The sequence below is a fragment of the Paenibacillus mesophilus genome (assembly GCF_005938385.1).
Taxonomy (GTDB): domain Bacteria; phylum Bacillota; class Bacilli; order Paenibacillales; family NBRC-103111; genus Paenibacillus_AB; species Paenibacillus_AB mesophilus.
The window spans coordinates 402,711-428,936 of sequence record NZ_VCRA01000003.1 but is presented as its reverse complement, the minus strand read 5'-3'; the positions used below and the strand labels follow the sequence as shown (position 1 = coordinate 428,936).

Below are 26,226 nucleotides of genomic sequence, written 5' to 3'. Positions count from 1 at the left end.
AACGGAATGCAGAAACGTTATTCTGTTAAAGTTCCTAAAGCGGGGGAGAATGCGTTGACCAGCGAATTTTTGGGACGGGGCTGGAAATTCCCGGTTCAGGTCGACCCGGCTACCGGCAGGATCCGCCTGTCCGAGTACGAGGAAGATATTGCGGAGGCAATCCGGATCATACTCGGCACATCCCTTGGGGAGCGGGTCATGCGGCCGGACTTTGGCTGCGGATTGCGGGATTACGTGTTCGGAACGACGGACGACACGACGCTGCGCATGCTGGAAGGCAGCATCGTCGAAGCGATTCGCGTTTGGGAGCCGCGGGTGGAGGAAGTGGAAGTGAATGCGACGCCCGACCGGACGGATCCGGGCAAAGTGCAGATCCGGATTCAATATTTGGTTCGAACGACGAACAACTTGTTCAACCAGGTGTATCCGTTCTACTTGTACGAAGGAACGAACTAATGGAATCGAAGGAGCCGGCCGCCATGTCGAACGATAAGGACGGAGAGGGGGTGGAAGGGTGAACCCTCCGCAGCTAGATGCCCGTACGAGGGCGGATCTGATCGCCCGAATGAAAGAGCTCGCGCCTTACTATACGCCGGAATGGAGATTTACCCCGGACGATCCCGATCCCGGCACGGCGTTGTTTTTGCTGTTCGCGGACATGTATCACGAGAATGTCAAACGGTTGAACCGGGTACCTTCCAAAAACCTCGTCGCGTTTTTGAACATGTTCGACGTTTCGCTGCTGCCTGCCCGTCCGGCGGCCAGCTATGTCACCTTCTCGTTGAACGAGGGGACGAGGGAGCCGGTCCTCATTATGGCCGGTACGAGGATTCATGCCGCGGGGCCCGACGGAGATATTCCTTACGAGACGGTACGGACCGTCCTGCTTACTCCGTCTCGATGGCATTCGGCCTATTTGTCCAGCCGTAAACACGATACGATCGTGCGAATTCCGCAGAAGTTGATGACCGATCCGACGATCGGCAAGTCCGAGCCGACGCCGCTGTTTCGTCTGAAGGGCGAGCCTAATTTGCAGGTGCACGCGCTGTATTTGGCTCACGAATCTATGCTGACCGTATTCGAAACGGCTAAGATCGAAGTCGAGATCGGCAATTCCTCCCGGCGTTTCGACGAAACCGGCATGTGCAACCAATTGACCGATCCGTCCTTGACGGAGTGGGCATACTCGACGCCTGACGGCGATTGGCGCCCGTTCGACCGGGTCGAAGCGCGCAACAACCGGATCGTGCTTACGAAGTCGGAGCCGGGAGAAATTGCCGAACGGACGATTAACGGGGTTTCCAACCGTTGGATCCAGTGCAGGCTGAAGCCCCATGACGCCGGCCGGAAGTCGCTTGCCGACGGCGGTCTCGCGTTGGACCGGATCGAGATCAAGACCGATTACGACGACTGTCTGGACCGCGGCGGCTTGGAACCGGATTTGATGTTTTATAACGATATCCAGGCCGATCCTTCCGGATTTTATCCGTTCGGCGATCAGTTCGTGCAGTACGGGACATTCTACATCGCGAGCCGCGAGGCGCTCAGCAAAAGGGACGGCTGGATTCATGTCGACTTTACGCTGAAAGCGATCGAGAACCGGTTCGTCCCGGAGCCGGAGAAGCAGATCGACTGGAAGATGATCATGAAGAAGTCGCAATTCGAGAAATCGAAGGTGCCGATCGTTTCCATTACCCATGTTGCGTGGGAGTATTGGAACGGCAACGCCTGGGTGCGACTGAATGCGGGCAAAGAGGCGGAGAAGCTGTTTTATCATCCGTCGGAAGAAGGCGCGCGGAGAAAAATTGCATTCCGTTGTCCGTACGATCTGTGCTCCGTCTACGTGAACGGGCACGACAATTTCTGGATTCGCGGACGCATCCTGCAAATCGAGAACGCATACGCGCCGCTGCCGATCTATTTGTCGCCATGGATGGAGCAGGTGAAAGTAACGTACGGATTCGACGAACGGGTGTACGGACTGGAACGTTGCTTGACGCTCAACAATACGGTTTACGAGGATTATACGCGCCACAGCTATTCGGGTCTTGGCGGCTTCGAGCCGTTCGTTCCGCTCGATGTGGATCATCCGACGCTGCATATCGGGTTCGATGCGCCCCCCGTGCGGGGGCCGATCTCGATTTATGCCTCCATCGTTCCGCAGCGGACGAGAGGGGAAGTATCCCCGTGGCTCGAATGGCAATATTTGCGGGTTTCGCCGTTATCGGACAGCCGGTCGGAGTGGGCTCCTCTTAAAGTGATCGACGGAACGAAAGGTTTGACCGAGAGCGGCGCGATCCAATTCGTCGGCCCCGGAGATTTTACCGCCGGAACGGTATTCGGCTCGAACGGATATTGGATTCGTGCAGTCAACCGGGATGACCGGTACGACGATTTGGACGGACACGAAGCGCTTCCGAAGCTGAACGGACTGTTTCTCAATACGGTGCAGGCGATCCAGCAGGAATCGGTGCCCACGGAATATCCGGAGAGCCGGGAGCTGGACGAAGGCGTCTATACGCTGTCGAGAAGAAACGTCGTATCGGAGGAAGTGTGGGTAGACGAAACGGGAAGGGTTTCGGAGGAGGATCTGGCTTCGTTCGAGGAACAGGGCGGCCCGTTGTTCGAAGCGGTCCGGGATAGCGACGGACAGCTTCAGCGCGTATGGGTCAACTGGTCGGAGGCGCCGCATTTTGCCGACTCTTCCGCGAAGTCGCGCCACTATACGATCGACCGGACGCTAGGCAAAATCTTGTTCGGCAACGGCGTACACGGGATGGAGCCGCCGACGGACGGCCTGGAAAAAATAAGGGTTTCCTACAAAGTCACTTTAGGAAACCAAGGAAATACGGATGCGGGAACGATAACGGGTTTGCAAAATTCGATCGCCTTCGTCGGCGGAGTGACGAACGTGGAACCGGCCGCCGGCGGGTGCGACCCGGAAACGATGGAATCGGCCATCCGCCGAGGTCCGCAGCAGCTGAAGCATCGAGGACGCGCCGTCACTTCGGAAGACTTCGAATGGCTGGCCCGGGAAGCTTACCCGAACATAGCCAAAGTGAAATGCATGGCGAATCGGAATGCGTTGATGGAATCGGCCCCCGCGTCGATGACGCTCGTCGTTCTGCCGAAGGAAGGCCGGGCCGGACTTCCCGCATTCGGCGAGATCAGGAAGAAAGTGGAGTCATATTTGCTTCAACGCGCACCTGGTCAAGTAGCCTGGCCGGAAACGATTCGGGTCGTGCCGCCCGCGTTTCTCGAAATCTCGATCGCGGCGATCGTGGCGGTGGAGCATTTCGACGACGTGCTGCCGACGGAGCTTGCGGCGATCCAGAAGCTGGAACGTTTCCTCGATCCATTGACAGGCAATTTCGACGGCAAAGGGTGGGAGATCGGCCAGACGATTCATCCGTCCGTCTTCTACGCGCTGTTGAAAACGATACGCGCGATTTCATTCGTCGAGAAGCTGTACATGTCCGTATACTTGATGGAAGACGACCGCCGCATCGAAATCGACGGCAGCCGGCCGCTCAACATTCCTCACGGAGTAATCGTTAGCGGCAAGCATAAAGTATCCGTACACGCCACGTAGCCGGGAAAGAGGTGAATTGAAGTGCTGCCGCTGCCGAATTTGGACGATCGGTTATACGAGCAAATGCTGCAGGAAGCCCGGAAGACGATACCGAAGCTGTTTCCGCAGTGGACGGACGAGAACGCCCACGATCCCGGAATGACCATGCTGGAGCTGATGGCATGGATGACGGAGATGCAGCAATATTATTTGAACCGGATTACGGCCAAGAATGAACGCAAGTTTCTGAAGCTGCTCGGCGTGAAGCCCCGGGACGAAAGTTCCGCCGTTTGCGAAGTCGCCTTCGCGGGCGCATCGGGTCCGATCACGATTCCGCGGGGAACCCCGCTTCAAGCCTATGACCAGACGTTCGAGACGGAGGAGACGCTGCAGCTCGTTCCGGCCGTACTGGAGAAAGTGATCGTCCGTACCGAGACGGCGGTCGGAGATTTCACTTCGAACTTGAAATCGGGCATCGCGTTTTATGCTTTCGGTCCGGAAGCGGGAACCGGCAGCCGTCTGTTCGTCGGGTTCGATCGCGAGCTTCCCGTGCATAGCGATATCGTTTTGTCCGTCCGCTTGTCGGACCGTTATCCCGTACCGATCGGGCGCGGAGGGAACCGGGCGGAGGAAGGGCCGCAGCTGATCGCTTCGTCCGTCGTATCGTGGAAATACGCGGCGGGTGACGACGGAGACGGCTGGAAGCCGCTTGAAACTCTGATGGACACGACCGCCCATTTATCGCAAACCGGCAGGATTACGTTCCGACTAAGCGAACGGATGAAGCCCCTCTCCATGTATCCCGCGGACGACAAGAAGCGGTACTGGCTTTGCTGTACGCTCGATCAGGAGGGCTACGAGCTATCGCCGAAGCTGGAGAACCTATGCATTAATGCGGTTCAGGCGGAACAGCGGCAAACGATTAGCGAAATCGTCCATTTCGAGCCTTCGGGCGAAGCTTCATTCGAATGCGAAACGACAGGGCATTTGGCCTATACGGGAAATGTTATCGTTCAGGTCGCAGACGGTAAAGGAAGATGGCGCGATTGGAAAAGGACGGCCCGTCTTAAGGAATGCGGCTCTGCCGACGCTTGCTACGAGCTGGAACGGGACCCGTCCGCGAAATCGATACGGCTGAGATTCGGAGACGGGGAGCATGGGGTCATTCCTGCACAAGGACAAACGATCCGGCTCATCGCCGGCGATCCGGTGAAGGAAGACCGGTTATGGATCGGGGCAAGCAACGGACTGCCGGAGCAGGAGTTCGATATTTCCAGATCGGGAACGTTCCGCAGGACCGGCATGAGGCTTCAGGCGGCCGTCCACGATTCCGGAATGTGGGTTTGGGAAGATTGGGAGCAAGTGGACGATTTCGACAACTCGAAATCGACGGACCGGCACTACGTCTACGACCAGTCCGAGGGAATAATCCGGTTCGGCAATAACGAGCAAGGCGCGATTCCTCCGAAGTCGGACGTCCCCAATATCCGTTTCATCGCGCATGCGACCGGCGGCGGTGCCCGGGGCAATGTCAAGAAGGATAGGATCAACGCTTTCGCCGACTTCGTTCCGGAATGGAATGGGATAATCGTCACGAATCCGGCGGCGGCGTCCGGGGGCTCCGAGGCAGAGACGCTGGAGGAAGCGAAGCTGCGCGTACAGCGGGAGCTGAGCGCTCCGACCCGGGCGGTAACCGCCGAAGATTACGAAGCTATCGCTGGCGATACCCCGGGATTGCGCGTCGCCAGAGTAAAGGCGATCCCGTTATACAAGCCGGGAATGAGGGATTATCCGCGGGAGAAGGCGCAGGCGCAAATGACCGTCGTCGTGGTGCCGTACAGCGAAAGCGACCGGCCGAAAGCCGGAACCGGTTTTCTGGAAAACGTGCGCCGCCATCTGGAGCCGTATCGGCTGCTGACTACCGAACTTCACGTCATTTCCGCCGCCTATATTAAAGTGACCGTCCATGCGGTCGTTGTGGTGGAGCCGTCCCATAAAGAGGATTCCGCCGTCATCGCCAACGTGCTGAAGCGTCTACTTCGCCCGATGGGGCACGGAGACGGCGAAGGCTGGCGGTTCGGCAGATCGGTGCATAAGGGCGATATTTACGGGGCGATCAGCCGGTTGAAGGGCGTCGTATACGTTCAGGATTTATGGATTGATGCGGAAGGGCCTTCGGTTCGGAAAGACGGAAGCGGGGATATTCATTTGCCGCCATACGGGCTCGTCTATTCCGGCGAGCACGAGATCGAGCTGATCGGGGTAACCGATCTGTAGCGGCGGGCACCATTACTTGCGGACAGGAGGGACTTCATGCGGCGAGCGGCACGGTTTTTCTCATTCAATAAGCCGTCGGACTGGAATGCCGGAACGGCGGCTAACATGAGTATCCGCCAAGAAGGCGTCTCGATCGAACGGACGGAGAAATATTCGATATACCGGACCGTGCAAGCCGGCGAAATCGACGGCGCGGATGCCGTAACCGACTTCGCCGTCGGTCCCGGGAGCAAGCTGTACGTATTGGATGCGAGAGCTTCCCTTTGGGTGCACGACTACGAGAACCGGCATACGGAGCCTCTATACTCCCCCGGCCATCGGTTGTTTTCACACCGGTCCAAGATTGCAGCCGAAGGCGACTCGCTCTACATCGCCGATACGGCGGGAGAACGCAGAATCGTTTCCGTTTCTCCATCGAACGGACAGCTCGTCTGGGCGGCGCAGGAATGGAAAGGGCTGGAATTGTTTCCGCTTGCCGTCGCGGCGGACGACAATCGGCATCTGTATACGGCGGTTCCGTTGGACGTTCGGCCGGGGGCGGACGGAGGCGCGGAAGTTCCGGAAGGCGGGAGAATCGCCGTCCTGCAATGGAATCTTTCCGGCGAAGTCGTACAGCTATTCGAGCATGAGCCGTTCAGGCTGGAACAGGCTTCCGGAATTGACGCATTGACAAATCGGTTTTATGTCTCGACTGCGGGCAACGGAGAGCCCGTGCTGCTGGATGCGGTCCGCAAGAAGGCGGTCGCGTTCCGGATAGACGGTACGGTCGGGGGCGAAATCGAGATCGACCGGGAGGGGACATTTGCCGGTCTGACAATCGATTCCCGGCGAGACTTGTATATCGGCGACAGCGGTCATGGTGAATCGGTAGAGGTTGAGAAATTCATATTGAAATTTTCCGGGCAGGGCGAGCTGCTTGCTCTTGTTTCCGGCTACCGTTCGAGAGCCGACAAGCTGCTTCATGGCGCAGGCGACCGGATGTATGTTCTCGATTTGGAGAAAGGAACGATTACGCTGCTGGAGCTGCAGTCGCGGACGATGACGATGCCGGAAACCGGACTGCCCGAAGCTTGGTACGTTTCGGGCGAGCTGGATAGCGTGGAGGATGAGACGGAATGGCACAAGGTCGAGCTGTTGGCGGATATTCCCGAGGAGACGCAAATCCGCATTTCCTACTTCGCCACGGATGAGAAGTTCGGAGTGCTGGAGGGCAATATCGTCGATTACTCCGACTATTTCGCGAATCCGGACATTCCGATGACGCGTAAGTGGAGGGCCAGCCGTCATCTATGGTCCGAGGCGATCGTCAATCCGAGGGATGCGCTGCTCATGAACGCCAAAGGCCGCTATTTGCGGTTCCGCATCGAGCTGGCCGGCAGCGACCGAAGCGCTCCGGTCATTCATCGGCTGCGCGTCGTTTTTCCGAGGCAATCGCCGGTCTTCCATCTGCCTCCGATCTATCAGGAAGACCCGGACGGAAGCGGATTTTTGGAGCGGTTTCTCGCCATTTTCGGCTCCTTCTTCGAGGAGATGGAGGAGAAGATCGATAAAGTCAGCGCGAACTTCGATCCGGATGCGGTGTCCGGCCCGTATTTGAAATGGTTGAGCGGCTGGCTCGCCCTCGACATCGCGGACGGCTGGGATGAGGAGAAGCTGCGAACGCTGATGAAGCAGGCTCCCGAGCTGTATAAGCTGCGCGGGACCAGGCTGGGATTGGCACGCATGCTACAAATTTATACCGGCGTGGAGCCGTACATCGTCGAGCACCACCAGCTGAAGCATATGCAGGAAACGTCCGAGCTGCGTCAAATGTTCAACCGGCTGTACGGCGACAACCCGTATTGCTTCTGCGTCATGATGCCTCCCGAGTGCGTGCGGACCGACAAGCAGCGCCTAACGGTCGAGGCGATTATCGCGGATCAGAAACCGGCTTATACGGAGGGCCGACTGATCGTGCTTCAGCCGTGGATGCATACGGATATGCATACGTACCTCGGCATCAATACGGTGCTTTCGGAGCCGACCTTGCTTACGCTGGACCAGCAGTCATCGATGCCTCACCATACGGTGCTGATCGATCCGGATCGCGACAAACGGATGGACATTCATACCCGCCTGGAGCTCGATTCGGAATTGGAATAATCATCCATTTTTTTGATCGCGCCCAAGACAAGCTTCTAAACCGAAGGGAAGGAAACCCTCATGAAAAAATCGCGGTACTACCCGTTCGAACGGAACCGGTACTTCTACGGCAAGCTGCTCACGGTAAGGGACTTCGAATCGGAGCAAAAATATTTCAACGACAAGCGGCGCATGATGAACCGGCTGCTGTTCGGATCGGGCGTCATTACCGGTCTTCAGGTCATCGCGGTCGACGACAAATCGGTTTCGGTCGAAATGGGCGCGGCGATCGATGCGCTCGGCCGCGAAATCGTCGTCCCCGCACCGGTTACGCTGAAGCTGTCGATGATGGACGGGTTTACGAATAACGAATACGCCAAGAACGTCTATTTATGCATCGCCTATGATGAGAAAGGCAAAGAACCGGTTCATTCGATCGCCAATTCCTCCGTCCGGTCGGACGAAGTAAGCGAGTACAACCGGGTATTGGAAAGCTACCGGCTCTTTATCCGCGAGGAAGCACCGGATCCGTCCTCGTTTCCGATGGGCGATTTGACGGAGCAAACCATCGTCTTGTACCAGGATGCCAACGTCCGCGTGCTTCAGGTAACGCCGAAATACGTCAATCCGGGGCAAACGTTTCTCGCCACGATCCGTATCGAGAAATCGCTGCAAATCGGGAAAATCGAGCTGCAATACGAGCTCGCAACGAATCGTGCGGAGGCACTAGAAGGTCGTACCGTCCGGTTTGTCGAGCCGCAGGATGCGCAGGAAACCGAATATGAGTTTCAGGTGGCGCTTCGCGCGGACGGAGTCGGTTCGGGCAAAGCGCTTGTCGGCGTCAAGCCAGGGTCGGCGGTTCTGAAGGCAGGCGATAAACAGCTCGACTCCATTTCCAAAGATACCGCGACGGTGCAAATCATTACGGGACCTTTGCAGGAGCAATTGATGGATGACTTCTTGAAGCAGCCGCTTGAAACATCGCTCGACTCCCCATCCGATCCTTGCTTGTATTTGGCGAAAATCGGGCTGCTGCAAATGGGGCCTACGTACGTGATCGAGCGTGTCGAGCAGGTGCCTTTCGGAGAGTATGTATACAATGCCTCCGCTTCGTACAGGCTTGCGAAGGCCGAGGCGAAACGGCGCCGGGACGTTCCGGAAGCGGGCGATCAGGCGTCCGCGAGCGCGGAGCCGAAAGCGGCTCCCGAAGCGGAGAAGGCTGCCTACGAAATTCCGGTTGAGCGGAGAACTCCGATAGCCGGCGCGGCGGACATCCAAACCGGGTGGGTCGATATCCCGGTTTCCCCGTTCTCCAAATCGGCTCTTTCGTTCGGCAAAGCCGTGAAAAGCTTCGTTTCGCAAGAGATCGAGCATGGGCTCGGAACGGGAAGTGTCCTGATCGTGACGAGCGTGGAGGAACGGACGCACGACGCTTTCTCCGACATGCTGAGCAGCGGACAGCGCTCCTACTTCGGAGCGGCGGACGTCTTCACGGGAAGCGAGTTCGAGTCGGCGCTTCCGGACTATCAGCTGGGCGTTGTCTCGTATCCGCAGAAGGGATCGTTCCGCGTCGGCATCAAAGTGCGGCAAATAGCCGAGGCGCGAACGGTAAGAGTTCGCTGGTGGGCTTACCGCAACGGTCAAGCGCAGGAGGGCGACATCGAAACGTCCCCCGAGATCGTCTCGATTTCGGAAGCCGCCGCAGGAACGGAGAATAAAGCGGATTAATCCGCATCACATACGAGAAGCCGGTTTTGTACCCGCGGGGGGGCGAACCGGCTTGTTACGGTTGCGGTTGGACGGGGGGCGGGCGGTTTCGGGATCTTTTCGACCCCTGCAACGGAATAAAAGTTGTTTGCACCTACGCACGTCCGTTAAATACAAAAAAGCTTCCGCCGCTGACGGAAGCTCGTAAGATGGGGTTGCTTAAGGCTTAATTCGCTCGATCGCAATAATTTCCAGCTCGTGCGCGACTTTCTCTCCGGCGAAGAACGTAAGCGAGTACAGGTTGTCGTCCCGGTAATACCGGTTGATAGTCAGTCCTCCGGGAAAAGGAGCCTGCAGCTCCAATACGGTAAACCCTTCGGCATTCGTCTTCTCTGAATCTTTGAAAGTCTCGATCATCGGCTGAAGGACGGAGAGCGGCTTGCTGCCCCATATATTCAGCTCGGTAACGACCGCTTCTTTCGGATTCGTCTTGGACGGCTCCACGAGGAACGAATATTGGAGGTCCGAGTAGTTCATCTGGAATTTCATGCCGACTGCGGCTCCGGAATCGGCTGACACGCCGTTCGTTCCGGCCGTTGTCGCGGGAGCTCCGGTATTGGCTGCATTCGACGTGCTGGCCGAATCCGACTGTTCCACCGCGAGCGGTTGGGGTTGGTCCAGCAGGGCGACTTCGGCCGGCTTGCCGAGCAGGTCTTCAAGCTTCTTGCTCGGGAGGCCGATAAACTTTTGCAGGCTTATCCGGCCTTTCTCGAAAAACGATTTCAGGACGATGCCGCCGTCCTTGTCGTACAAAGAGCCAATGCCATCATAGAGACCGGCTGCAAAGTCGCCTTTGTAAACGAGCTTGCCCGCTTCGTCGTATGCTTCGCCGGGACCGGCCATGACGCCGTTCTGAAACGAGCCTTTGAAGCGCAGTATGCCTTTGTCGTCGCTCAGCTCGCCGATTCCCGAGTAGCTGCCGGCAACGAACGGGCCCTTGTATTTCACGAAGCCGTTCGGGTAATACTCCGTGCCTTCGCCCGCGTAGCGGCCGGCCTTGAACGCTCCTTCGTACAGCAGCTTACCTTGCTCGTCGTACTTTTTGCCGGCACCGTTATATTCGTTGGCGGCGAATTCGCCTTCGTATACGATTTGACCGTTCTGGCTGAACAGCTTGCCCTGCCCGTGGTACATGCCTTCCAGAAACGCTCCTTCGTAAAGAAGCGCGCCGTTGTCGTTATACAGCTTGCCGGGTCCGCCGAACTTGCCGTTCTGGAATTGACCGGCGTAGCGGATTTTCCGGTCTTTCTGGAACAATGTGCCTTCGCCGTTATATTGGTCCGCCGTAAATTGGCCTTTGTAGACGAGCTTGCCGCTGTCGTCGTACAACGATCCGGCACCGTTCTTCACGCCTTTATCGAACTCGCCCTCATATAGGAGCGTGCCGGTTTCGCTGTACAGCTTGCCCTGACCCATATACAAGCCATCCTTCAGACCTCCGACATATCGAGACTGCTTCTTGTCGGTGCTGACGATTTTGGCATCGCCCGTATAGGCGGCCGCCTTGGTCGTATTCTCCACCACGACCGGCACCCGCTTGAACCATTTGTTGACGAAGGCGGGAGGCTTGATAAACACGAAGTAGACGAGGAGAATAATGACAAGCGTTACGATGAGAAGGAGCCTCTTCGATACGTAGTAGGCGCCGATCGACACGTAATTTTTCAGCGAGGTTTCTTTGGTGTTAACGAAGCTGTTCACGAGCGCCTGGAATTTCTTGATCAATATGCCGGGCAGCTTCGTTGCTTCCCGCAAAGGCTTCAGCACTTTAAAAATCATCGGATTGAAGATCGGCTTGAATACCGACTCCAATGTCTTAACCGGGTTGAACGACACGCTTGTCACGTCCTCGCCAAAAAATATTGAAAATGGAAACCGAATGTATGGCGTAATGAGGCCAACGGTTCATACGTATGTATAATTACGACTATTGATGCTTGCCCCGAGTCGGGCTTTACGGTACTTGGATTGTCATTTGGCCGGGCTGCACGACTTGAATGACGCCGCCCCAGTTGCACATACACTTCGACGTATTGTTCAGAGCGGGCATGTTGGCGACCAGCACCGTGGGGGAACCGGGGGCCCAAGGGGCAGCCGTGACGGGTACGCAGGGCATCGGGGTTAACACTCCGAAAGCAGCGGCGGTAGCGGAGGCAACCGTTGGATTGGCCATCGATTGGCACATTCCGAAAGGCAGTATGTTGACCATCGGCTTGTTGTCCATAATGTTGGCTATCGGCATCGAGGTCATGACGCGATTGGCCGGCAGCACCATAAGCGAGCTTGGGGCGGCGCCGAAGCTGCACTGCAGCATCGCTCCGCCGCATACGACATTTCCCATTCGACATTCTTCCAATCTTCTTTATCATTTTTAATTCAAGAAATGGTATAATTAGTTTCATAGTACTAGAAAAAATAGGAACCAGCAATATGTCTGAAGGTAGAAGAAGCAAATAGGACGGCGCCAAAAAACGATCAAGGTGACGAATCATTTAGGTTTTGGAGTTGCGGTCGCAAGAGGAGGAGCCTTTCTTGAATGTTTCTGCAAGCCGAATGAAGCTTGGACTTGCCGTGCTGTTGGCGGTAGCGTCGCCGATGGCCGCGTTCTCGACCGCGATGGGCGCCGATCTGAAGTCATTGATGATGCGGGAAGCGGTGGACATGTCGCTGGCCCGCAATCCGGATCTTCGGGACGCCCGCACGAACATCAGACAGAAGCAGGTCGAGCTCGAGCAAGCCCATTATGCGAAAAAAAGCGACGATGAAAAATCGTCCGGATTGTTTGCGAAGCCGAAAAATTTGAGCCAGCAGCTGCAAATCCGCATGAAAGTTCCGGAAGCGCAAATGCAGCTGACGGTAGCTCTCGAGAAATTTCGCCAAAAATCGGTGGAAGTCAAATACGACGCGGAGAAAACGTACTTGCAGGTGTACCAAACGATGCAAGCGGAGGAGGCGGCCAAGGCCAAGCGCGACGAAGCCCAGAAGGAGCTTGATGCGGTTAAGCAGAAGCTGAAATACGGGCTCGCGAAGCAGCCGGACAGGGAAGCCGCCGAGCAGGCGTTGGAGCAAGCCGCCTCCGCTTACAAGCAGGCGCAATTGACTTCCAAGGGCACGCGGGTCGCCTTCGGGGAAAAGCTGGGGGCGGGCATGGAGAAGCCGTTCGCCATGTCCTTCGAACCGGTATACGCGGATTTGTCGCAAAGCGCACTTCCGGGATACATAGCAAGCGCATTGAAAACAAACATATCCTTAATCCAAGATATGCAGGCCCGCAGGCTGGCTGATGAGCGGCTGAACGTGACCCGGAATCTGTACAGCTCCAAATTCGGGGCGGGTCGGATGAAAGTGTTCGACCGTATGTACGACAGCGGATCCATCGATCTGGATCTGTTCACGGCGAACTACGAGGCGCTGCTGGAGAAGGTCCGCAAAGACTGGGAAGGCTATTATTGGATTATTTTTCCGATTCCGAAGAAGCTGTTCCAGGGGGAGTTCGGCGGACTCCGCTATTTGGACGATTTGCGCAACGGGCTGCCGATCGCCACGATGGAGCAGTCCAAGGCTGCGCTAAAGGAGAAGGAAAGCCGGAATGCGGTCATGGCGGCCGTCAGACAGTCGTATCTGGATGCGAAAGGCGCGGAAGAAGGGTACGCCCAGGCGCTTCGCACCCGCGATGCCGCATTCGACGCGATCGGCAAAATCGAGAGCAAGCGGAAGCTTGGGCTGTCGCCTCCCGAGGAGCTGGCCGCGGCCAAAGAAGCGTACGAGCAGACGGGGGCGCTTGTATTGTCCTCGCAGATTGCGTATATGAATGCGATCGGCAAGCTGAACGTAGACACCGGCGGAGCGTTGGAGAGGACGTATACGCGCGGAGTGCTTCCGTACAAGGAGATCGACGACGGTCTCGGTCCGGTTAAGCCCGCGCCAGAAAAGCCCGCTTCCGGCAAATGGGCGCTTAAGCCGGCTGTCGGCGAATTGCTCAGCCATTTCAGCGTAACGCCGGACAAAAAGCTGAAGGCGACAGAATATGCACTGTTCGATTCCAAGGGCAAGCGGGTAGGGAAGAAAACGAAGATCGGCAAGCCGATCCGGGCACTGACCCTTTATTTCGCCAAGCCGGATCAGTTGAAGGTCGTGCTTTTCCGGGGAAAAGAGAAGATCGGGGAAGCTCCTCTCGAAGGAAGCGCGACTATGGGTACGTTCGCATTCGCTTCGGCGCAGCCCGCCCCATCCGCTTTGGATTCGGTCCCGGAAGACGTTCCTGCGGCGGCAATCATCATCGGAACGATGAAAGTGACGCTGGACGCGCTGACACCGGAACTATTCAATGCGGCTTCGGCGACGATGAAAGCTTCGGGGCAGGGAATGGTTTTCAGCCCGGACGGCGCGGCATGGTTCGATTTGGATCGCATTACCGATGCGGAGGCTCTGGACGATCCGAAAGGAAGCACGGCGCTCTCGCCGGCGGATGTGGCGTCCCTCAAGGTGACGATGGAGGTTCCCGGGGAAGGACAGCTGAAATCGCTGCTTTCGCCGGCGGATCTGGACAAGGAAATTACCGTTCTCGCCGCGGATGTGAAGCAGCTGGAGGAAGACAAGCAGAAGGCGCTCGACAGCGGGAAGACGGATCAAATCGCGGATTTGACGACGCAGGTCGAGGATGCGAAAGCGCAGCTGGCCGTTCTGGAAGCGTTGAAGAAGGGCGATGTAAAGACGGCGCTGCAAAAAATGGCGTTGGTCAATAATCCGGAAGCCATCTTGGCGGAACTCGCGGAAGAGCAGACGGAAGGCAGCGGTACGGGAACAGGAACCGGAATTGGGGCAGGAACTGGAACGGGAGCAGGAACTGGAACTGGAACTGGAACTGGAACTGGAGAAGGAACAGGGACAGGAACGGGAACGGGAACGGGAACTGGAACTGGAACTGGGGCTGGAACAGGGACAGGGACAGGAACAGGGACAGGGACAGGAACAGGAACTGGAACTGGAACTGGAACTGGAACTGGAACGGGAGCCGGTACTGGAACAGGAACTGGAACAGGAACTGGAACTGGAACCGGAACCGGAACCGGAACCGGTACAGGTGAAGGAACGGCAGAGGGCGGCAATTTGAACTCGTTGAGTGTTGACGAGCTTGAAGCTTTGGCGGAGAAGCAGCAGGAGGCCGTTCAAACTGCTGTTGCCACAGGTGACGCTCAAGCGGCGCTCAAATCGATGGAAGCGCTGCTGGAAACAAAAGCGAAGGCTGCCGATGTCGAGAACGGTATATCGGAAGGGCTGGCCGTTCTAGCCCAGGCCGAAGCAACCATGAGCGCCGACCTGAAAAAGGCCGAGGAAGCCGGTAACAAAGAAAAAGCCGAAGCGCTCTCCCGCACGCTTGCCGCCGTAGAAGCAGCCGCGCTCCAGATGGAGAAGGAGCTGCTCTTCGCCGAAATGCAATCGATCACGGCGTTGCTCGATGCGATTACGGCGGAACCGGCTCCCGCTCCCGGAACTACAGCGGCTGCTGCGCAAGCGGAAATCGTCGGGCAGCTGGAGAGCCGCGAGGCGAAGCTGCTGGAACAAATCGTGGAGAAGCAGAAGGAAACGTATTCGGAAGAGGAATTGAAGGCGCTGGAGCAGCTTGCCGAGCAAATCAAAGCCGAAACGGGTGAGCAAGTCGAGACGCTGCCGGCCGAAAATTTAATTTCACCGACGATTCCGCTCAAGCTGGACGTTCCGCCCATCATACGCGACGGCAACGCGTTCATTCCGCTTCGTGCCGTATCGGAGTCGTTTGGCGCCGCGGTCGATTGGGATGAAGATACGATGACCGCGACGGTAAGCACGGAATATGGGACGATCGAATGCACGATCGGCAATACGGTCGCGTATTTGAACGGCGAGCCGGTCATGCTGGAGAAGACGCCGGAGCTGATTGCGGAACGAACCTTCGTCCCGCTCCGGTTTTTGGCGGAATCGATCGGCCTGGAAGTCGTTTGGAACGAGAAAACGAAAACGATCGAGCTTTATTGATTGGACTTAAGATCAACTCCCTCGGGAATGGCTCATAAGGCGGTCTCGGGGGTACGGTTGATCCAGTATACATACGAGAGGATTCCATCCTATGAAGAAGTCCGTTGCGGCCCTGCTAATTGTACTGCTGCTCGCCGCCATAGCCGGAACGTATGTGTTCCAAGAAAGGCGCCTGCTTGCGCAAAATCCGCTGAATCGCGAACTTCCGTTTGTCAGTCTATCGAAAGCGATCGCCGACAAAAACGACAACCTGTACTTGATCGACAATGCTAAGAAGACGATTCTCAAGCTAAACGGGAAAGGGACGCTTCTGTACTCGATCCACAGCGAGACCGGAAAAAACGGGGAGCAGTTCCGGTTCAACGACATGGTTGTCGATGACCAGGACCGGCTGTATACGGTCCGTACGCTTCTTGATCCTTATGGGCTGACGGTCAAGTCGGAACAGATTGTCCGTTACGGTCCGGACGGGACGTTCGACCGTATTATTTTCAACCAGGACTACAACGACTCCAAGAACAGATGGTACCGGATCGGAAGCTTGAAAAGTCCGCAGCTGAAGCTTGGGGAGCTTTATTTCTTCAATGACGAGATGACTAAAGTTACCCAGTACCGGCTCGGGACGAATGATGCGGAGCCGAAGCCCATATTCAGCTTCGAGCTTCCGGTAAACAAATTTCTCGCGGAGATCGACGGTACCGCCCCCGGCAGCATCTATTACTCCACGCGCAGCGGCGAAATTTATAATGTCGCAATAGACGGCAAATCCGCCATGACATATCCTTTGCCGGGACTGGACCGGACACGCCGCAATTTCCCGGAGAGCTTGAGACTCGATTCCGCCAGCCGCCTTGTGTTTATCGATTACAATTCGAAGGCCGTCAGCCGGGTCGATCCGAAACAGCCTTACATAGTCGAAGAATTGGTTAATGGCGCCAATGCCAAGGCGAACGGCATCACGATTCCGTATGAGAAAACCGATATAAGCCTAAGTCCGGACGGCGATGTGATTATCGTCGACGACACGCAGCTGAACCGGCGCCTGAGTGACGGCAAATTCGCCCCGACCCTGGAGAATGCGACGTATTCCGATGGATATGTTGCCTACAGATGGATCGTATGGGTGGCGGCCGCCGTCTGCGTGCTGCTTCTGATATGGGCCTGCAGGCTGCTGTATATCAATGTGCTGAACCGCCGAACGTCGCTCGTGTTCAAACAAATTATCGTGTTTGTTCCTGCCGTTGCGACGGCGATGATTTTGTTGTCGATGGTCGTTTACAACAATTTTGTCGCCAAGATGGAGCAGGAGACGTTCCGCGAGCTGTCGCTGCTGGCGGCGAACGGCCAAAATTTGGTTGACGGCGACAAGCTGGAGGCGATCGCCTCCCCGGCCGAATACCGCGGGGAAACGTTCAACGAGTTCCGCAAAAAAATTAACGCCGTATTCGACAACAGCGCCAACTCCGAGAACCGCGGGTTTTATAAAGCCGTATACAAGGTGGAAAACGGCCTGATTTACCGCATATTGGAAGACGATGACGAAATGCATATGTTCAATCCGTTTCCGCTTACGGAGGAGAACAAGCAAGTGATCCGGGACGGGAAAGTCGTGAACGGCGGGTGGACGGACGATACGGGGAGCTGGAACTACGCGATCGCGCCGATCATGAACTCGTCCGGCAAAATCGTCGGCATTTTCGAGACCAGTAAAAATATGGAGTCGCTGCTGGCGCATAGACGCGGAGTGATGCAGTCGATCGTTTACAATATTACGATCATATCCGGCGGCCTGCTTATCGTGCTTCTGCTGATGACGTTTATCCAGCTGTCCTCGCTCCGCAAGCTGCGCAAAAGCGTCGGGGATATTGCAAAAGGAAATTGGGAGACCGTCGTCAAAATCCGTTCCCGCGACGAGATCGCCGATCTTGGCGAAAGCGTCAATACGATGGCTTCGCGGATACGGGAATATATCATGAAGGTCGAAGCGTTCAGCCAAGCGTATTACCGGTTCGTGCCGCAGCAATTTTTGCGGTTTCTGAACAAGGACACGATACTGGACGTCGAGCTGGGCGACCAGGTCGAGCAGAACATGAGTACGATGATATGCAACATACGAGGCTTTTACTTGATGTCGAAGCGGCTGACTCCGGAGGAAAATTTCAATTTCGTCAACTCTTTCCTGAAAAGGTTCGGCCCTTACGTTCGCAATCATAACGGCATGATCAACAAATATTCGGGGGCCGGATTCATGGCGTTGTTCCCCGGATCCGCGGACGATGCATTGACCGCATCCATTGAGATGAGAAAGGAGATGGAGCTGTACAATTCGCACCGCGACAATTCCGGCTACCGTCCCGTCGATATCGGCATCGGGCTGCATAAAGGCCCGCTTAGACTAGGCATTATCGGCGAGGAGCAGCGGCTCGAGAGCAACGTCATATCCGACAATGTGAACATATCCAACATTTTGGAACGATTGACGGAGCCGCTCGGCGCATCTATCCTCATTACGAACAGCGTCGTGAAATCGCTCGGTGACGCCTCTAGATTTCAATACCGCAATCTGGGCTTGATTCAAGTAGGCGGCATGAAAGAACCGCTTCACTTGTATGATGTGTACCAGGGCGATCCCGATACAATCCGGGCTCTGAAGGACAGGACGAAAGCGCGCTTCGAGGAAGCCGTTACGTATTATCAGGTCGGCCGTTTCTATGACGCCCGCGAAGCGTTCCTGATGGTGATCAAGCAGAACCGTCAAGATAAGGCGGCACAGCTGTATTTCTATCTATGCGACGAATATTTCCAGAACGGGACGACCGAAGATTGGAACGGCACGCTGTCGGTTTCTTGACTGTTTTAGGTTTTGGGGGGGCCGTTCTGGGGGCTCCCCCGAAAGTAATAGGAATAAGCTTCGGAGGTTTCGGGGGTTCAGTATTGGGGGATCGGTTCCGGGGGCTCCCCCAAAAGTAATAGGAATAAGCTTCAGAGGTTTACTTCACTTTTGGGGGAGTATTGGGGAGGAGATAGCGGATGAGTGCCGAGCTGCAAGCGGAGTCAAGAAGTGAAATCCGGGTCCATCTAATGAAAAGTGTCGAAGAAGCCGGGAGGATCAGCGCGTTCTTCTTATCCGAATGGTCATTCGACGATCAGCGGCATACGCCGGGCGAGCTGGAGCATTTCCGGAACGGTCCGTTCCAGAGCTTGGAGCAGAAGCACCACATGTACTGGTACGTCGAGAACGAAGACGGAGAGATTATCGCGGTGACAAGCTGCAAGGAGAACGAGCATCGGACCGAAGGCTATTTGTGGGATTATTTAGTCGTCCACCGGCAATACCGGAGGCTCGGGCTGGCAAAATATTTGTACGATGCGCTGGAAAATTACATCCGCACGATAGGCGGAAGGTACATATTGACGTATACATGCGATTTACCGGAGTATATACCGATTCAGCGAATGTTCCGGGACCGCGGCTTCGAATTGATCGGCCGTTATCCGCACTATTATTATGACGGCGAAGACCGGCTCGCTTTCTACAAGAAGCTGGAGCAGGAAACAAAGCCCGGGCTCGCACTCGTGCAGGACGCGAGTTCAGCCATAGACCAAACGGATAGGACTTGATTGCATGCAGGCTGCGTTATCTCGGTGGTTTGGACTGCGCGGTGAAGACACCCGCAAGCTGTGGACCATGTTGCCGATCTTCTACTGCGGAGGAATTGCGGAATCGCTTAACTACACCGCTTTCATGACCTTTTTCAACCAACGGTTCGGCGTCCAATTTTTGCCGTACGTGTACATTGCCGAAGCGGCCTTCATCCCGCTGGAAGGATGGCTGCTTTCCAAGCTGGCGGGACGGACGGCAAAAGACCGCTTCATGCGGATATTGTACTTGATCATGCTGTCCATTTTACTGTTGAACGCCGTGGTGCTGCTCGGTTTTCTGATCGGCGGGGTCTCATTCCGGTATTACTACCCGCTCTTGTTCATTTCATCCAACTTCGTCGTACGCCAGCTGACGCTGCTGCTGTGGAGCACGGCGTTCGACTTGTGTCCGACGCAGCAGGCGAAGCGGCTGATGCCGATTTTCATCGGATCGACGACGACCGGGGGAATTACGGCCGGCATCATCGCCTATTTCGTAGGAAAATGGTTCGGTACGGAAGCGGTATACGCGCTTGCGCCGGTTATTTTGCTCATCGGCTACCGGTTTTTCCGCAAATCGCTGTCCCGTTATTTGACGCCGCTTATGATCAAGGATGCGGCACGCAGGCAGGAGATGCCGTCGGCTAAAGAGCAAGAGCGGCCGGGCGGCTACTACTTGAAAAAAACGTTGCGCAGCCCGTTCATGCTTACCGCTATCGGGTTAATGACGCTGATGCCGACGCTGTATTTCATGATGGAATACCAGTACTTTAACGCGGCGGAAGCGCGGTTTACGTCGGAAGGGGAATTGACCGCCTATTACGGCCTTATAACGGCGCTTCAGTTCACGTTCTGCCTCGTATTGCAAACCGTATCGGGCAAGCTGATGAACAAGCTCGGCGCGAGCAACGTGCTGCTTGCCATATCGTTCCTGTTTCTGAGCGGCTTCGGCTTCGTTTCGCTGTTCATGAACGGTCCGCTTGGATTGGGAGTCATATCGGGCTCGTACGCCGTACTTTATATTTTGCTGTATTACATTGCGGAGCCGTGCTATCAGTTGTTTTTCAAAATGATGCCGATATCGGAACGGGACGGCTTCCGTTATTTCGCCCAAGGTCTTGCCGCTTCAGGAGGGATACTGCTCGGTTCGTTCTTGTCGCTGACCCATTCCATGAAATGGCTCGGACTCTCGCCTCTCGCCTGGATCGGTGTCGCCTTAAGCGCCGTGCTCATCGCGGTCGCCTGGTACGGACGTCATCTGTATATCAAAGAGCTGGTGGGAAGCGTACAATCGTTGTTCTCGGACTTGTCGGAAAATGCCGTATCGTTTCTCGGAGCGATGCGCAGCTCCAAAGCGCTGTCCGCCGTCCTCGTCTATTTGAAGCATCCGAACGATTATGTCCGGGAGCTTGCGCTCGAGCTGATCGGCAAAGTAAAGGACTCTTCGTACTTCCCGCATCTTGTCGGTTTGATCGGCGACGGCAGCGCCCGCATCCGGGTCGCGTCATTGCGCGCGATGAACTTGCAGGCCGCCACCGTGCAGGAGCTCGTGCAAGTAGCGAAGTTCCTCGAGGACGAGCATGAAGAGGTGAGGGCGGAATGCGTCAAGCTGCTGGCCAAGGCGAAGCATATGAAAAGCCAGGTGCATTTCTTCCTTCGAGTCAAGCTGCTCGATTCCCGGCCGCAAGTCGTGTACGAGGGGATTAAGGCGCTCTACGCGCTCGAAAGCGAAGAAAGCTACCCGGCTTGCGAGGAAGCGTTGGTTTCGATGCTCGACAAAGGCGGAGAATGGGCGATATACGGCTGTCACACCGTTGCGGATTTGAAATTAGTGTCCTATGCGCCGTGGCTCATGACATTGCTCGAAGACCCGAAGCCGGCCGTCAAGGTCGCCGCCGCGCACGGATTGGGCAAGATCGGCTTTGCCGAAGCGGCGCCGGTTCTTCTGGCAATGGTTCCTTCCGCCGATAAAGAGCTTCGCAAAGCGATTCTCGACGCGCTCGTCGATATCGGCGAGAAGTGCGTTCCGGTCCTGAAGGAAAATGCGACAAACGGAAATCCGTTCATCTGGAATTTGACGGTGTCCGCATTGGCCCGGATTATGGACGATACGGCGATCCGTACGCAATTGGTCGATTTGTGCATTCAACGCATCTCCGCTTCCAGCCGGGAAGGTGCGCTGCCCGAAGCGCTGAAGCGGCTCGGCAAGCACGACTTGGCCGAATTGGCCGCGCAGCGCAACGTGGAGATCCATCAGTCGCTCATCGACGGAGTATGGTCGGTTCTCGCTCAGCTTTCCGACGAGCGGGTAGTCGTCTCGCTCCAGGAAACGGTGCGGGACGACAGCGAAGAAGTGCGGGAAAACGGCATGGAGGTGCTCGCGGAAGGGATCGGCGACCGCAAGCTGTCCGCCGCGCTGCTGGAGCTGTATAAACAGACGGAATCGGCCGGAGGCTCCGGCCATCCGAAAGCGATCGTCGAAGATGCGCGGACATGGCCGGACGAATGGCTGGGCCGCATTGCCCAATATGCGCTGCAGGAGGAAACGAGCATGAAGGAAGAGCGGAAAATGTTGTCGATGCTCGACAAAGTCATTTTCTTAAAGCAAGTAACGCTGTTCTCCAATTTGTCCGTCGACGAGCTGGGGCATCTCGCCGGCATTTCCCAAGAGGAGCTGCATCCCGAGGGCACATGGCTGCTGCGCCGCGGAGAACCGTCACCGAGCTTGTACATTATGATCGAAGGCAATGTCGAGCTGAGCAACGAGACGGCGGACGGCGGAGGCGGTACGATCGGAGTGCTCGGACCGAAGCAGTCGTTCGGCGAAACGTCCGCTCTTGACGGCGCTCCCTCTTCGGTTTCCGCCGAAGTCATATTCGACGAAGCTCATGTGCTTGCGCTGCATGGTGAGCAGCTGTCCCGTCTGATCCGGCTCTATCCCGAAATCGGCATCGGGCTTCTCCATGCGACGAGCGCCCGCGTCCGTCTGTTGGAAAATATGCTGCTGAAAATGGCTTGAATCTTATGAAGCTTATTTCGGCGGAGGAGGAGTACGATGACGATCAAAAGCTTGAAGCTGCGCAACGAGCTTCGGGAGCTGGAGACGATGCGGCTGTTCTTGGAAGAATCGGCCAGAACGTTCTGCTTCGACGAACGCCTGCTATACAGGCTGAATCTGATTTGCGATGAACTTGTAACGAATATCATTTCATACGGATATGACGAGAACGCGGAAGTCGCCTCCCGCATCGAAATCATTTTATCCCATACTCCCGAATGCTTGGAAATTTCCATTACAGACGACGGAGCCGCCTTTAATCCGCTGAATAAGCAGGAGCCGGATTTGAACGCCGGCATCGATGAACGGAAAATCGGGGGGCTCGGCATCCATTTCGTCAAAACGTTGACGAACAAAGCCGTCTACGAGCGGCAGGGAAAAAGGAACATACTGCGGTTAACGATTAACCGGCACCAGGAGCCGGAGGAGGAACAAACAGGATGAATATCGAACATAAAGTGCAGGACGGCATCACCGTCCTTTCGATCGGCGGAAGGCTGGACGGGAACACGTCCGGAAATTTGGAGTCGGATTTTCTGAGACTGCTGGAACAAGGGTCGACCCGGTTCGTATTCAATTTATCGTCGCTCGAGTATGTAAGCAGCGCCGGGCTGCGCAGCCTGCTGCTCGCGGCCAAAAAAGTGAAATCGGTCCAAGGCAGGCTGGCTCTGGCTCATATGAACGAGCATGTTAAGGAAGTGTTCGACATGTCGGGATTCAGCACCATATTTACAATATGCGCCACCGAGTCTGAAGCGGTTCAGGCCGCTCGCTGATATCGATCCGAATCGATCGGAGACGGGGAGGGGGAGTTCACGATGATCGCACTCCCTTTTGCGCTGCTGGCCGCCTTGGCGATAGCCGGGTGGGGCTGGAGCGAATGGAGGCGTCGGGCACTCGACAGGGAGCTTCGGCGCACGATGCAGTTGTTCGAGGTGAGTCTCGAGATCAATTCGACGATCCGGAAGCAGGATCTGTTACAGCGGATTATGGATACGAGCGCCCGCGTCATGAATGCGGAAGCTTCCTCGGTCATTCTCGTCGATCCGGAGACGGGCGACTTGTATTTCGAGTTGGCGACCGGCGTGAAAGGAGAGGAAGTGCGCGAGATCCGCTTGAAGATGGGGGAAGGGATCGCCGGATGGGTGGCCGAGAACGGACAGCCGTTAAAAATCGACGATGCGGCGCAAGATCCCAGATGGTCGTCCAAGGTAGCCAACCGGGTCGATTATGCGACGCGCAACCTGTTATGCGTGCCGATCTTCAGCAAAGGATCGATCATCGGCGTCCTTCAGGTGCTGAATAAGCGGAACGGCAAACCTTTTACGGACCGCGACGTCCGATTGCTCGAGTCGATCGCGGCGCCGACCGCGGTATCCTTGGAAAACGCCATGCTTGTCGATGCACTTGAGAAATCGTTCGAAGCTTTGAAAAATACGGTGGCGGTCAAAGAACGCATGGAGAGCGAGCTTAGAATCGCCCAGCGGATTCAGATGGGATTTTTGCCGAAGGAGCTTTCCCCGCGCAGGGCGGCTTCCGCGATGTGGCATGAGCCGAATGATCCGGATTCGGCCGATGCCGGAGTGGTTGAACACAATGAGAACGGGGTGCAGACTGCGGCTCGTTTTCCGGCCGAGGTGAACGCTATGCTGCGGCCTGCCCGGGAAGTGGGCGGAGATTTTTACGACTATTTCCTGGTCGGAGAGAACGAATTGTTTTTCGCGCTTGGCGACGTTTCCGACAAAGGCATTCCGGCAGCACTCTATATGGCCATGATCATGACGCTGATCAAAGGCCGCATGTCCCGAGGCATGACGCCCGGAGAGCTGCTGACGGAAGTAAACCGCGAGCTGTACAAGGACGATTCCACGATGTTCGCGACCATTTTTTGCGGCGTGCTCGATGCGGCTACCGGGAAGCTCGAATTCAGCGACGGAGGGCACTGTACTCCCTATGTGTTGAGGCGCGAAGGCGGTGTCGAACCGCTGCTCGGCAAAAAAAGCTTGCCGCTAGGCGTTATGGACGATACGTTTTATTCCAATCACGGCACATTGCTGAAGTCGGGAGACCGAATCGTACTATACACGGACGGAATTACCGAAGCGGAGGACGGAGCCAAACGCCAATACGGCTCGGGGATGCTGCAAAACGTGCTGGAAAGCGCGCGCTCTGCATCGGGGCCGGATATGATCCGTCAAATCGTCGAGGATGTGGACCGGTTCGCGCAGGGGGCGATGCAGTCGGACGACATTGCGGTCATGACCGTCGAAAAAAAATAAAAAATCCGCAAAATATTCCCTCGGCGAGGGACCTAAATATGGTATATTCAGGATAATAGGCAAAGAACAGAAACGTTATTCCGTTAAAGTTCCTTATCCATAAAGGAGGTCGTTTCCATTGACTACCCGCCATACAAGCATCCATAGACGTCCGGACGGCGAATTGACAAGCAAGGCGAAGACAAACTCGAAGCAGTCTAATACCGCGGAAGCCCATCCGGTCATGCAGCTTCAGCGTTCGCTCGGGAATAAGGCGATCGGAAGCATGCTGTCGGCGGCCCAAGGCGCCATGCTGCCTGCAGGGGTGCAAGCGAAGCTGACGGTCGGACCGGCCGGCGACGCCTATGAGCAGGAGGCCGATCAAGTCGGCAAAATGGTTGCGGACAAAATCTCTTCCTCTCCGGATGGCGGACAATCGGTCCAGCGCGATGAGATCGAGATGGAGGATGAGTCGGAAGAGCTGCAGATGAAGCGGGCACCGGAAGGAATCCAGCGCGATGAGATCGAGATGGAGGATGAGTCGGAAGAGCTGCAGATGAAGCGTGCGCCGGAAGGAATCCAGCGCGATGAGATCGAGATGGAGGATGAATCGGAAGAGCTGCAGATGAAGCGGGCACCGGAAGGAATCCAGCGCGACGAGATCGAGATGGAGGATGAGTCGGAGGAGCTGCAGATGAAGCGTGCACCGGAAGGAATCCAGCGCGACGAGATCGAGATGGAGGATGAGTCGGAGGAGCTGCAGATGAAACGATCCGAGGAAGGCTTCGATGCGGACGCCTCGCTAGAGCAGCAAATCGAACAAAGCCGCGGGAACGGCTCGCCTATGGATACTCACGTGCAAGCGAAGATGGAGTCGGCGTTCGACACCGGATTCTCGGACGTAAACGTCCATACCGATGCGAAGGCGGATCAAATGGCCCAATCGATCGGGGCATCGGCCTTTACGACCGGCAGTGATATTTTTTTCCGCCAAGGCCAATACAATCCGGGAAGCCGCCAAGGCCAAGAGCTGCTCGGCCATGAGCTTACGCACGTCGTTCAGCAACGGGGCGGCAATGTTCCGGCCGAACACTAATACGAGCTGCTTGACCGAATCCTCGCCGATATGGCGGGGTTTTTTGTCGTTCCTTCGAGAAATGCTGAAATTTGCGCCGACCGGGCTTTGAATCGTCCCGATTTTGGAAACAATGCCTAGTAAGTTGGGGGGACGAATATGACGATGACGATACATCCCGCGCACCGGCGAATGGCCGAGCTGTGGACGATATCCCGGAAACGCAAATTGACACAGGAGGAGCAGACGGAGCTGGACCAGTGCCTTCAAGTCAACGCGAAGCTGTGCTGGGAGATGGCCGGGCTCGAGAATGCTTCCTTGCTCGCTTCGATGACGCGCGACACGGAATGGCAGCACGAAATATGCCGTCTGATCGATGGATTTCCGTGGCAAGCCAAAAGACCCGACCACCAGGGTCCGGTCTAAAAAACTGCGGCATGTA

General features: G+C 56.2%; 16 protein-coding genes. 14 read left to right on the top strand and 2 right to left on the bottom strand.

Going from position 1 to position 26,226, the window contains the following annotated elements:
* The first annotated feature begins 6 nt into the window (after nt 1-6).
* From FE783_RS07210 to FE783_RS07190, 5 genes are read left to right on the top strand one after another with little or no spacing between them, the layout of a single operon-like run.
* Nucleotides 7-456, top strand: coding sequence for a GPW/gp25 family protein (locus tag FE783_RS07210; RefSeq protein WP_138878661.1), 450 nt, complete (start codon nt 7-9; stop codon nt 454-456).
* 58 nt (nt 457-514) lie between these two features.
* The gene (locus tag FE783_RS07205) at nt 515-3,592 is read left to right on the top strand and encodes a baseplate J/gp47 family protein (RefSeq protein ID WP_138878660.1); all 3,078 of its coding nucleotides are present in this window, start codon (nt 515-517) and stop codon (nt 3,590-3,592) included.
* A gap of 21 nt (nt 3,593-3,613) precedes the next feature.
* A complete protein-coding gene (locus FE783_RS07200; RefSeq protein ID WP_138878659.1) occupies nt 3,614-5,848 on the top strand; it encodes a putative baseplate assembly protein in 2,235 nt (744 codons plus the stop codon).
* Between the two features lie 36 nt (nt 5,849-5,884).
* Nucleotides 5,885-7,990, top strand: a complete 2,106-nt coding sequence (locus FE783_RS07195) for a phage tail protein (RefSeq protein ID WP_138878658.1) — start codon at nt 5,885-5,887, stop codon at nt 7,988-7,990.
* Between the two features lie 60 nt (nt 7,991-8,050).
* Nucleotides 8,051-9,697, top strand: a complete 1,647-nt coding sequence (locus FE783_RS07190) for a hypothetical protein (RefSeq protein WP_138878657.1) — start codon at nt 8,051-8,053, stop codon at nt 9,695-9,697.
* A 198-nt stretch (nt 9,698-9,895) separates the two neighbouring features.
* Here FE783_RS07190 and FE783_RS07185 read toward each other — a convergent pair whose 3' ends face one another.
* Both FE783_RS07185 and FE783_RS07180 read right to left on the bottom strand, forming a co-directional pair.
* Nucleotides 9,896-11,572 (bottom strand): MORN repeat-containing protein, encoded by a 1,677-nt coding sequence (locus tag FE783_RS07185; protein ID WP_138878656.1) that lies wholly within the window; start codon nt 11,570-11,572, stop codon nt 9,896-9,898.
* Between the two features lie 118 nt (nt 11,573-11,690).
* Nucleotides 11,691-12,077 (bottom strand): DUF4280 domain-containing protein, encoded by a 387-nt coding sequence (locus tag FE783_RS07180; RefSeq protein ID WP_138878655.1) that lies wholly within the window; start codon nt 12,075-12,077, stop codon nt 11,691-11,693.
* A 191-nt stretch (nt 12,078-12,268) separates the two neighbouring features.
* On the opposite strand from FE783_RS07180, the gene FE783_RS07175 reads away from it, so the two are divergent.
* The 9 genes from FE783_RS07175 to FE783_RS07135 all read left to right on the top strand — a co-directional run bounded on the left by FE783_RS07175 (nt 12,269) and on the right by FE783_RS07135 (nt 26,210).
* On the top strand, nt 12,269-15,751 hold the full coding sequence (locus FE783_RS07175) for a stalk domain-containing protein (protein WP_138878654.1): 3,483 nt from the start codon (nt 12,269-12,271) through the stop codon (nt 15,749-15,751).
* Between the two features lie 91 nt (nt 15,752-15,842).
* Complete coding sequence (locus FE783_RS07170; protein ID WP_138878653.1) at nt 15,843-18,602, top strand: adenylate/guanylate cyclase domain-containing protein; 2,760 nt, start codon at nt 15,843-15,845, stop codon at nt 18,600-18,602.
* A gap of 179 nt (nt 18,603-18,781) precedes the next feature.
* On the top strand, nt 18,782-19,372 hold the full coding sequence (locus FE783_RS07165) for a GNAT family N-acetyltransferase (protein WP_138878652.1): 591 nt from the start codon (nt 18,782-18,784) through the stop codon (nt 19,370-19,372).
* A 4-nt stretch (nt 19,373-19,376) separates the two neighbouring features.
* Nucleotides 19,377-22,412, top strand: a complete 3,036-nt coding sequence (locus FE783_RS07160; protein WP_138878651.1) for a HEAT repeat domain-containing protein — start codon at nt 19,377-19,379, stop codon at nt 22,410-22,412.
* Between the two features lie 36 nt (nt 22,413-22,448).
* Nucleotides 22,449-22,895, top strand: a complete 447-nt coding sequence (locus FE783_RS07155; protein ID WP_138878650.1) for an ATP-binding protein — start codon at nt 22,449-22,451, stop codon at nt 22,893-22,895.
* A complete protein-coding gene (locus FE783_RS07150; RefSeq protein ID WP_138878649.1) occupies nt 22,892-23,227 on the top strand; it encodes an STAS domain-containing protein in 336 nt (111 codons plus the stop codon). Before FE783_RS07155 ends, FE783_RS07150 begins: the two co-directional genes overlap by 4 nt.
* 42 nt (nt 23,228-23,269) lie before the next feature.
* The gene (locus FE783_RS07145; protein ID WP_138878648.1) at nt 23,270-24,730 is read left to right on the top strand and encodes a PP2C family protein-serine/threonine phosphatase; all 1,461 of its coding nucleotides are present in this window, start codon (nt 23,270-23,272) and stop codon (nt 24,728-24,730) included.
* Between the two features lie 118 nt (nt 24,731-24,848).
* The gene (locus FE783_RS38180; protein WP_138878647.1) at nt 24,849-25,805 is read left to right on the top strand and encodes an eCIS core domain-containing protein; all 957 of its coding nucleotides are present in this window, start codon (nt 24,849-24,851) and stop codon (nt 25,803-25,805) included.
* A gap of 138 nt (nt 25,806-25,943) precedes the next feature.
* Entirely contained in the window at nt 25,944-26,210 is a 267-nt protein-coding gene (locus tag FE783_RS07135) for a DUF7667 family protein (protein ID WP_338015829.1), read from the top strand.
* Nucleotides 26,211-26,226 lie beyond the last annotated feature (16 nt).

Coding starts and splice junctions, on each gene's coding strand:
- FE783_RS07165 (WP_138878652.1), top strand. CDS start 18,782: ATGAGTGCCGAGCTGCAAGCGGAGTCAAGAAGTGAAATCCGGGTCCAT.
- FE783_RS07170 (WP_138878653.1), top strand. CDS start 15,843: ATGAAGAAGTCCGTTGCGGCCCTGCTAATTGTACTGCTGCTCGCCGCC.
- FE783_RS07145 (WP_138878648.1), top strand. CDS start 23,270: ATGATCGCACTCCCTTTTGCGCTGCTGGCCGCCTTGGCGATAGCCGGG.
- FE783_RS07195 (WP_138878658.1), top strand. CDS start 5,885: ATGCGGCGAGCGGCACGGTTTTTCTCATTCAATAAGCCGTCGGACTGG.
- FE783_RS07190 (WP_138878657.1), top strand. CDS start 8,051: ATGAAAAAATCGCGGTACTACCCGTTCGAACGGAACCGGTACTTCTAC.
- FE783_RS07210 (WP_138878661.1), top strand. CDS start 7: ATGCAGAAACGTTATTCTGTTAAAGTTCCTAAAGCGGGGGAGAATGCG.
- FE783_RS07135 (WP_338015829.1), top strand. CDS start 25,944: ATGACGATGACGATACATCCCGCGCACCGGCGAATGGCCGAGCTGTGG.
- FE783_RS07160 (WP_138878651.1), top strand. CDS start 19,377: ATGCAGGCTGCGTTATCTCGGTGGTTTGGACTGCGCGGTGAAGACACC.
- FE783_RS07150 (WP_138878649.1), top strand. CDS start 22,892: ATGAATATCGAACATAAAGTGCAGGACGGCATCACCGTCCTTTCGATC.
- FE783_RS07180 (WP_138878655.1), bottom strand. CDS start 12,077: ATGGGAAATGTCGTATGCGGCGGAGCGATGCTGCAGTGCAGCTTCGGC.
- FE783_RS07155 (WP_138878650.1), top strand. CDS start 22,449: ATGACGATCAAAAGCTTGAAGCTGCGCAACGAGCTTCGGGAGCTGGAG.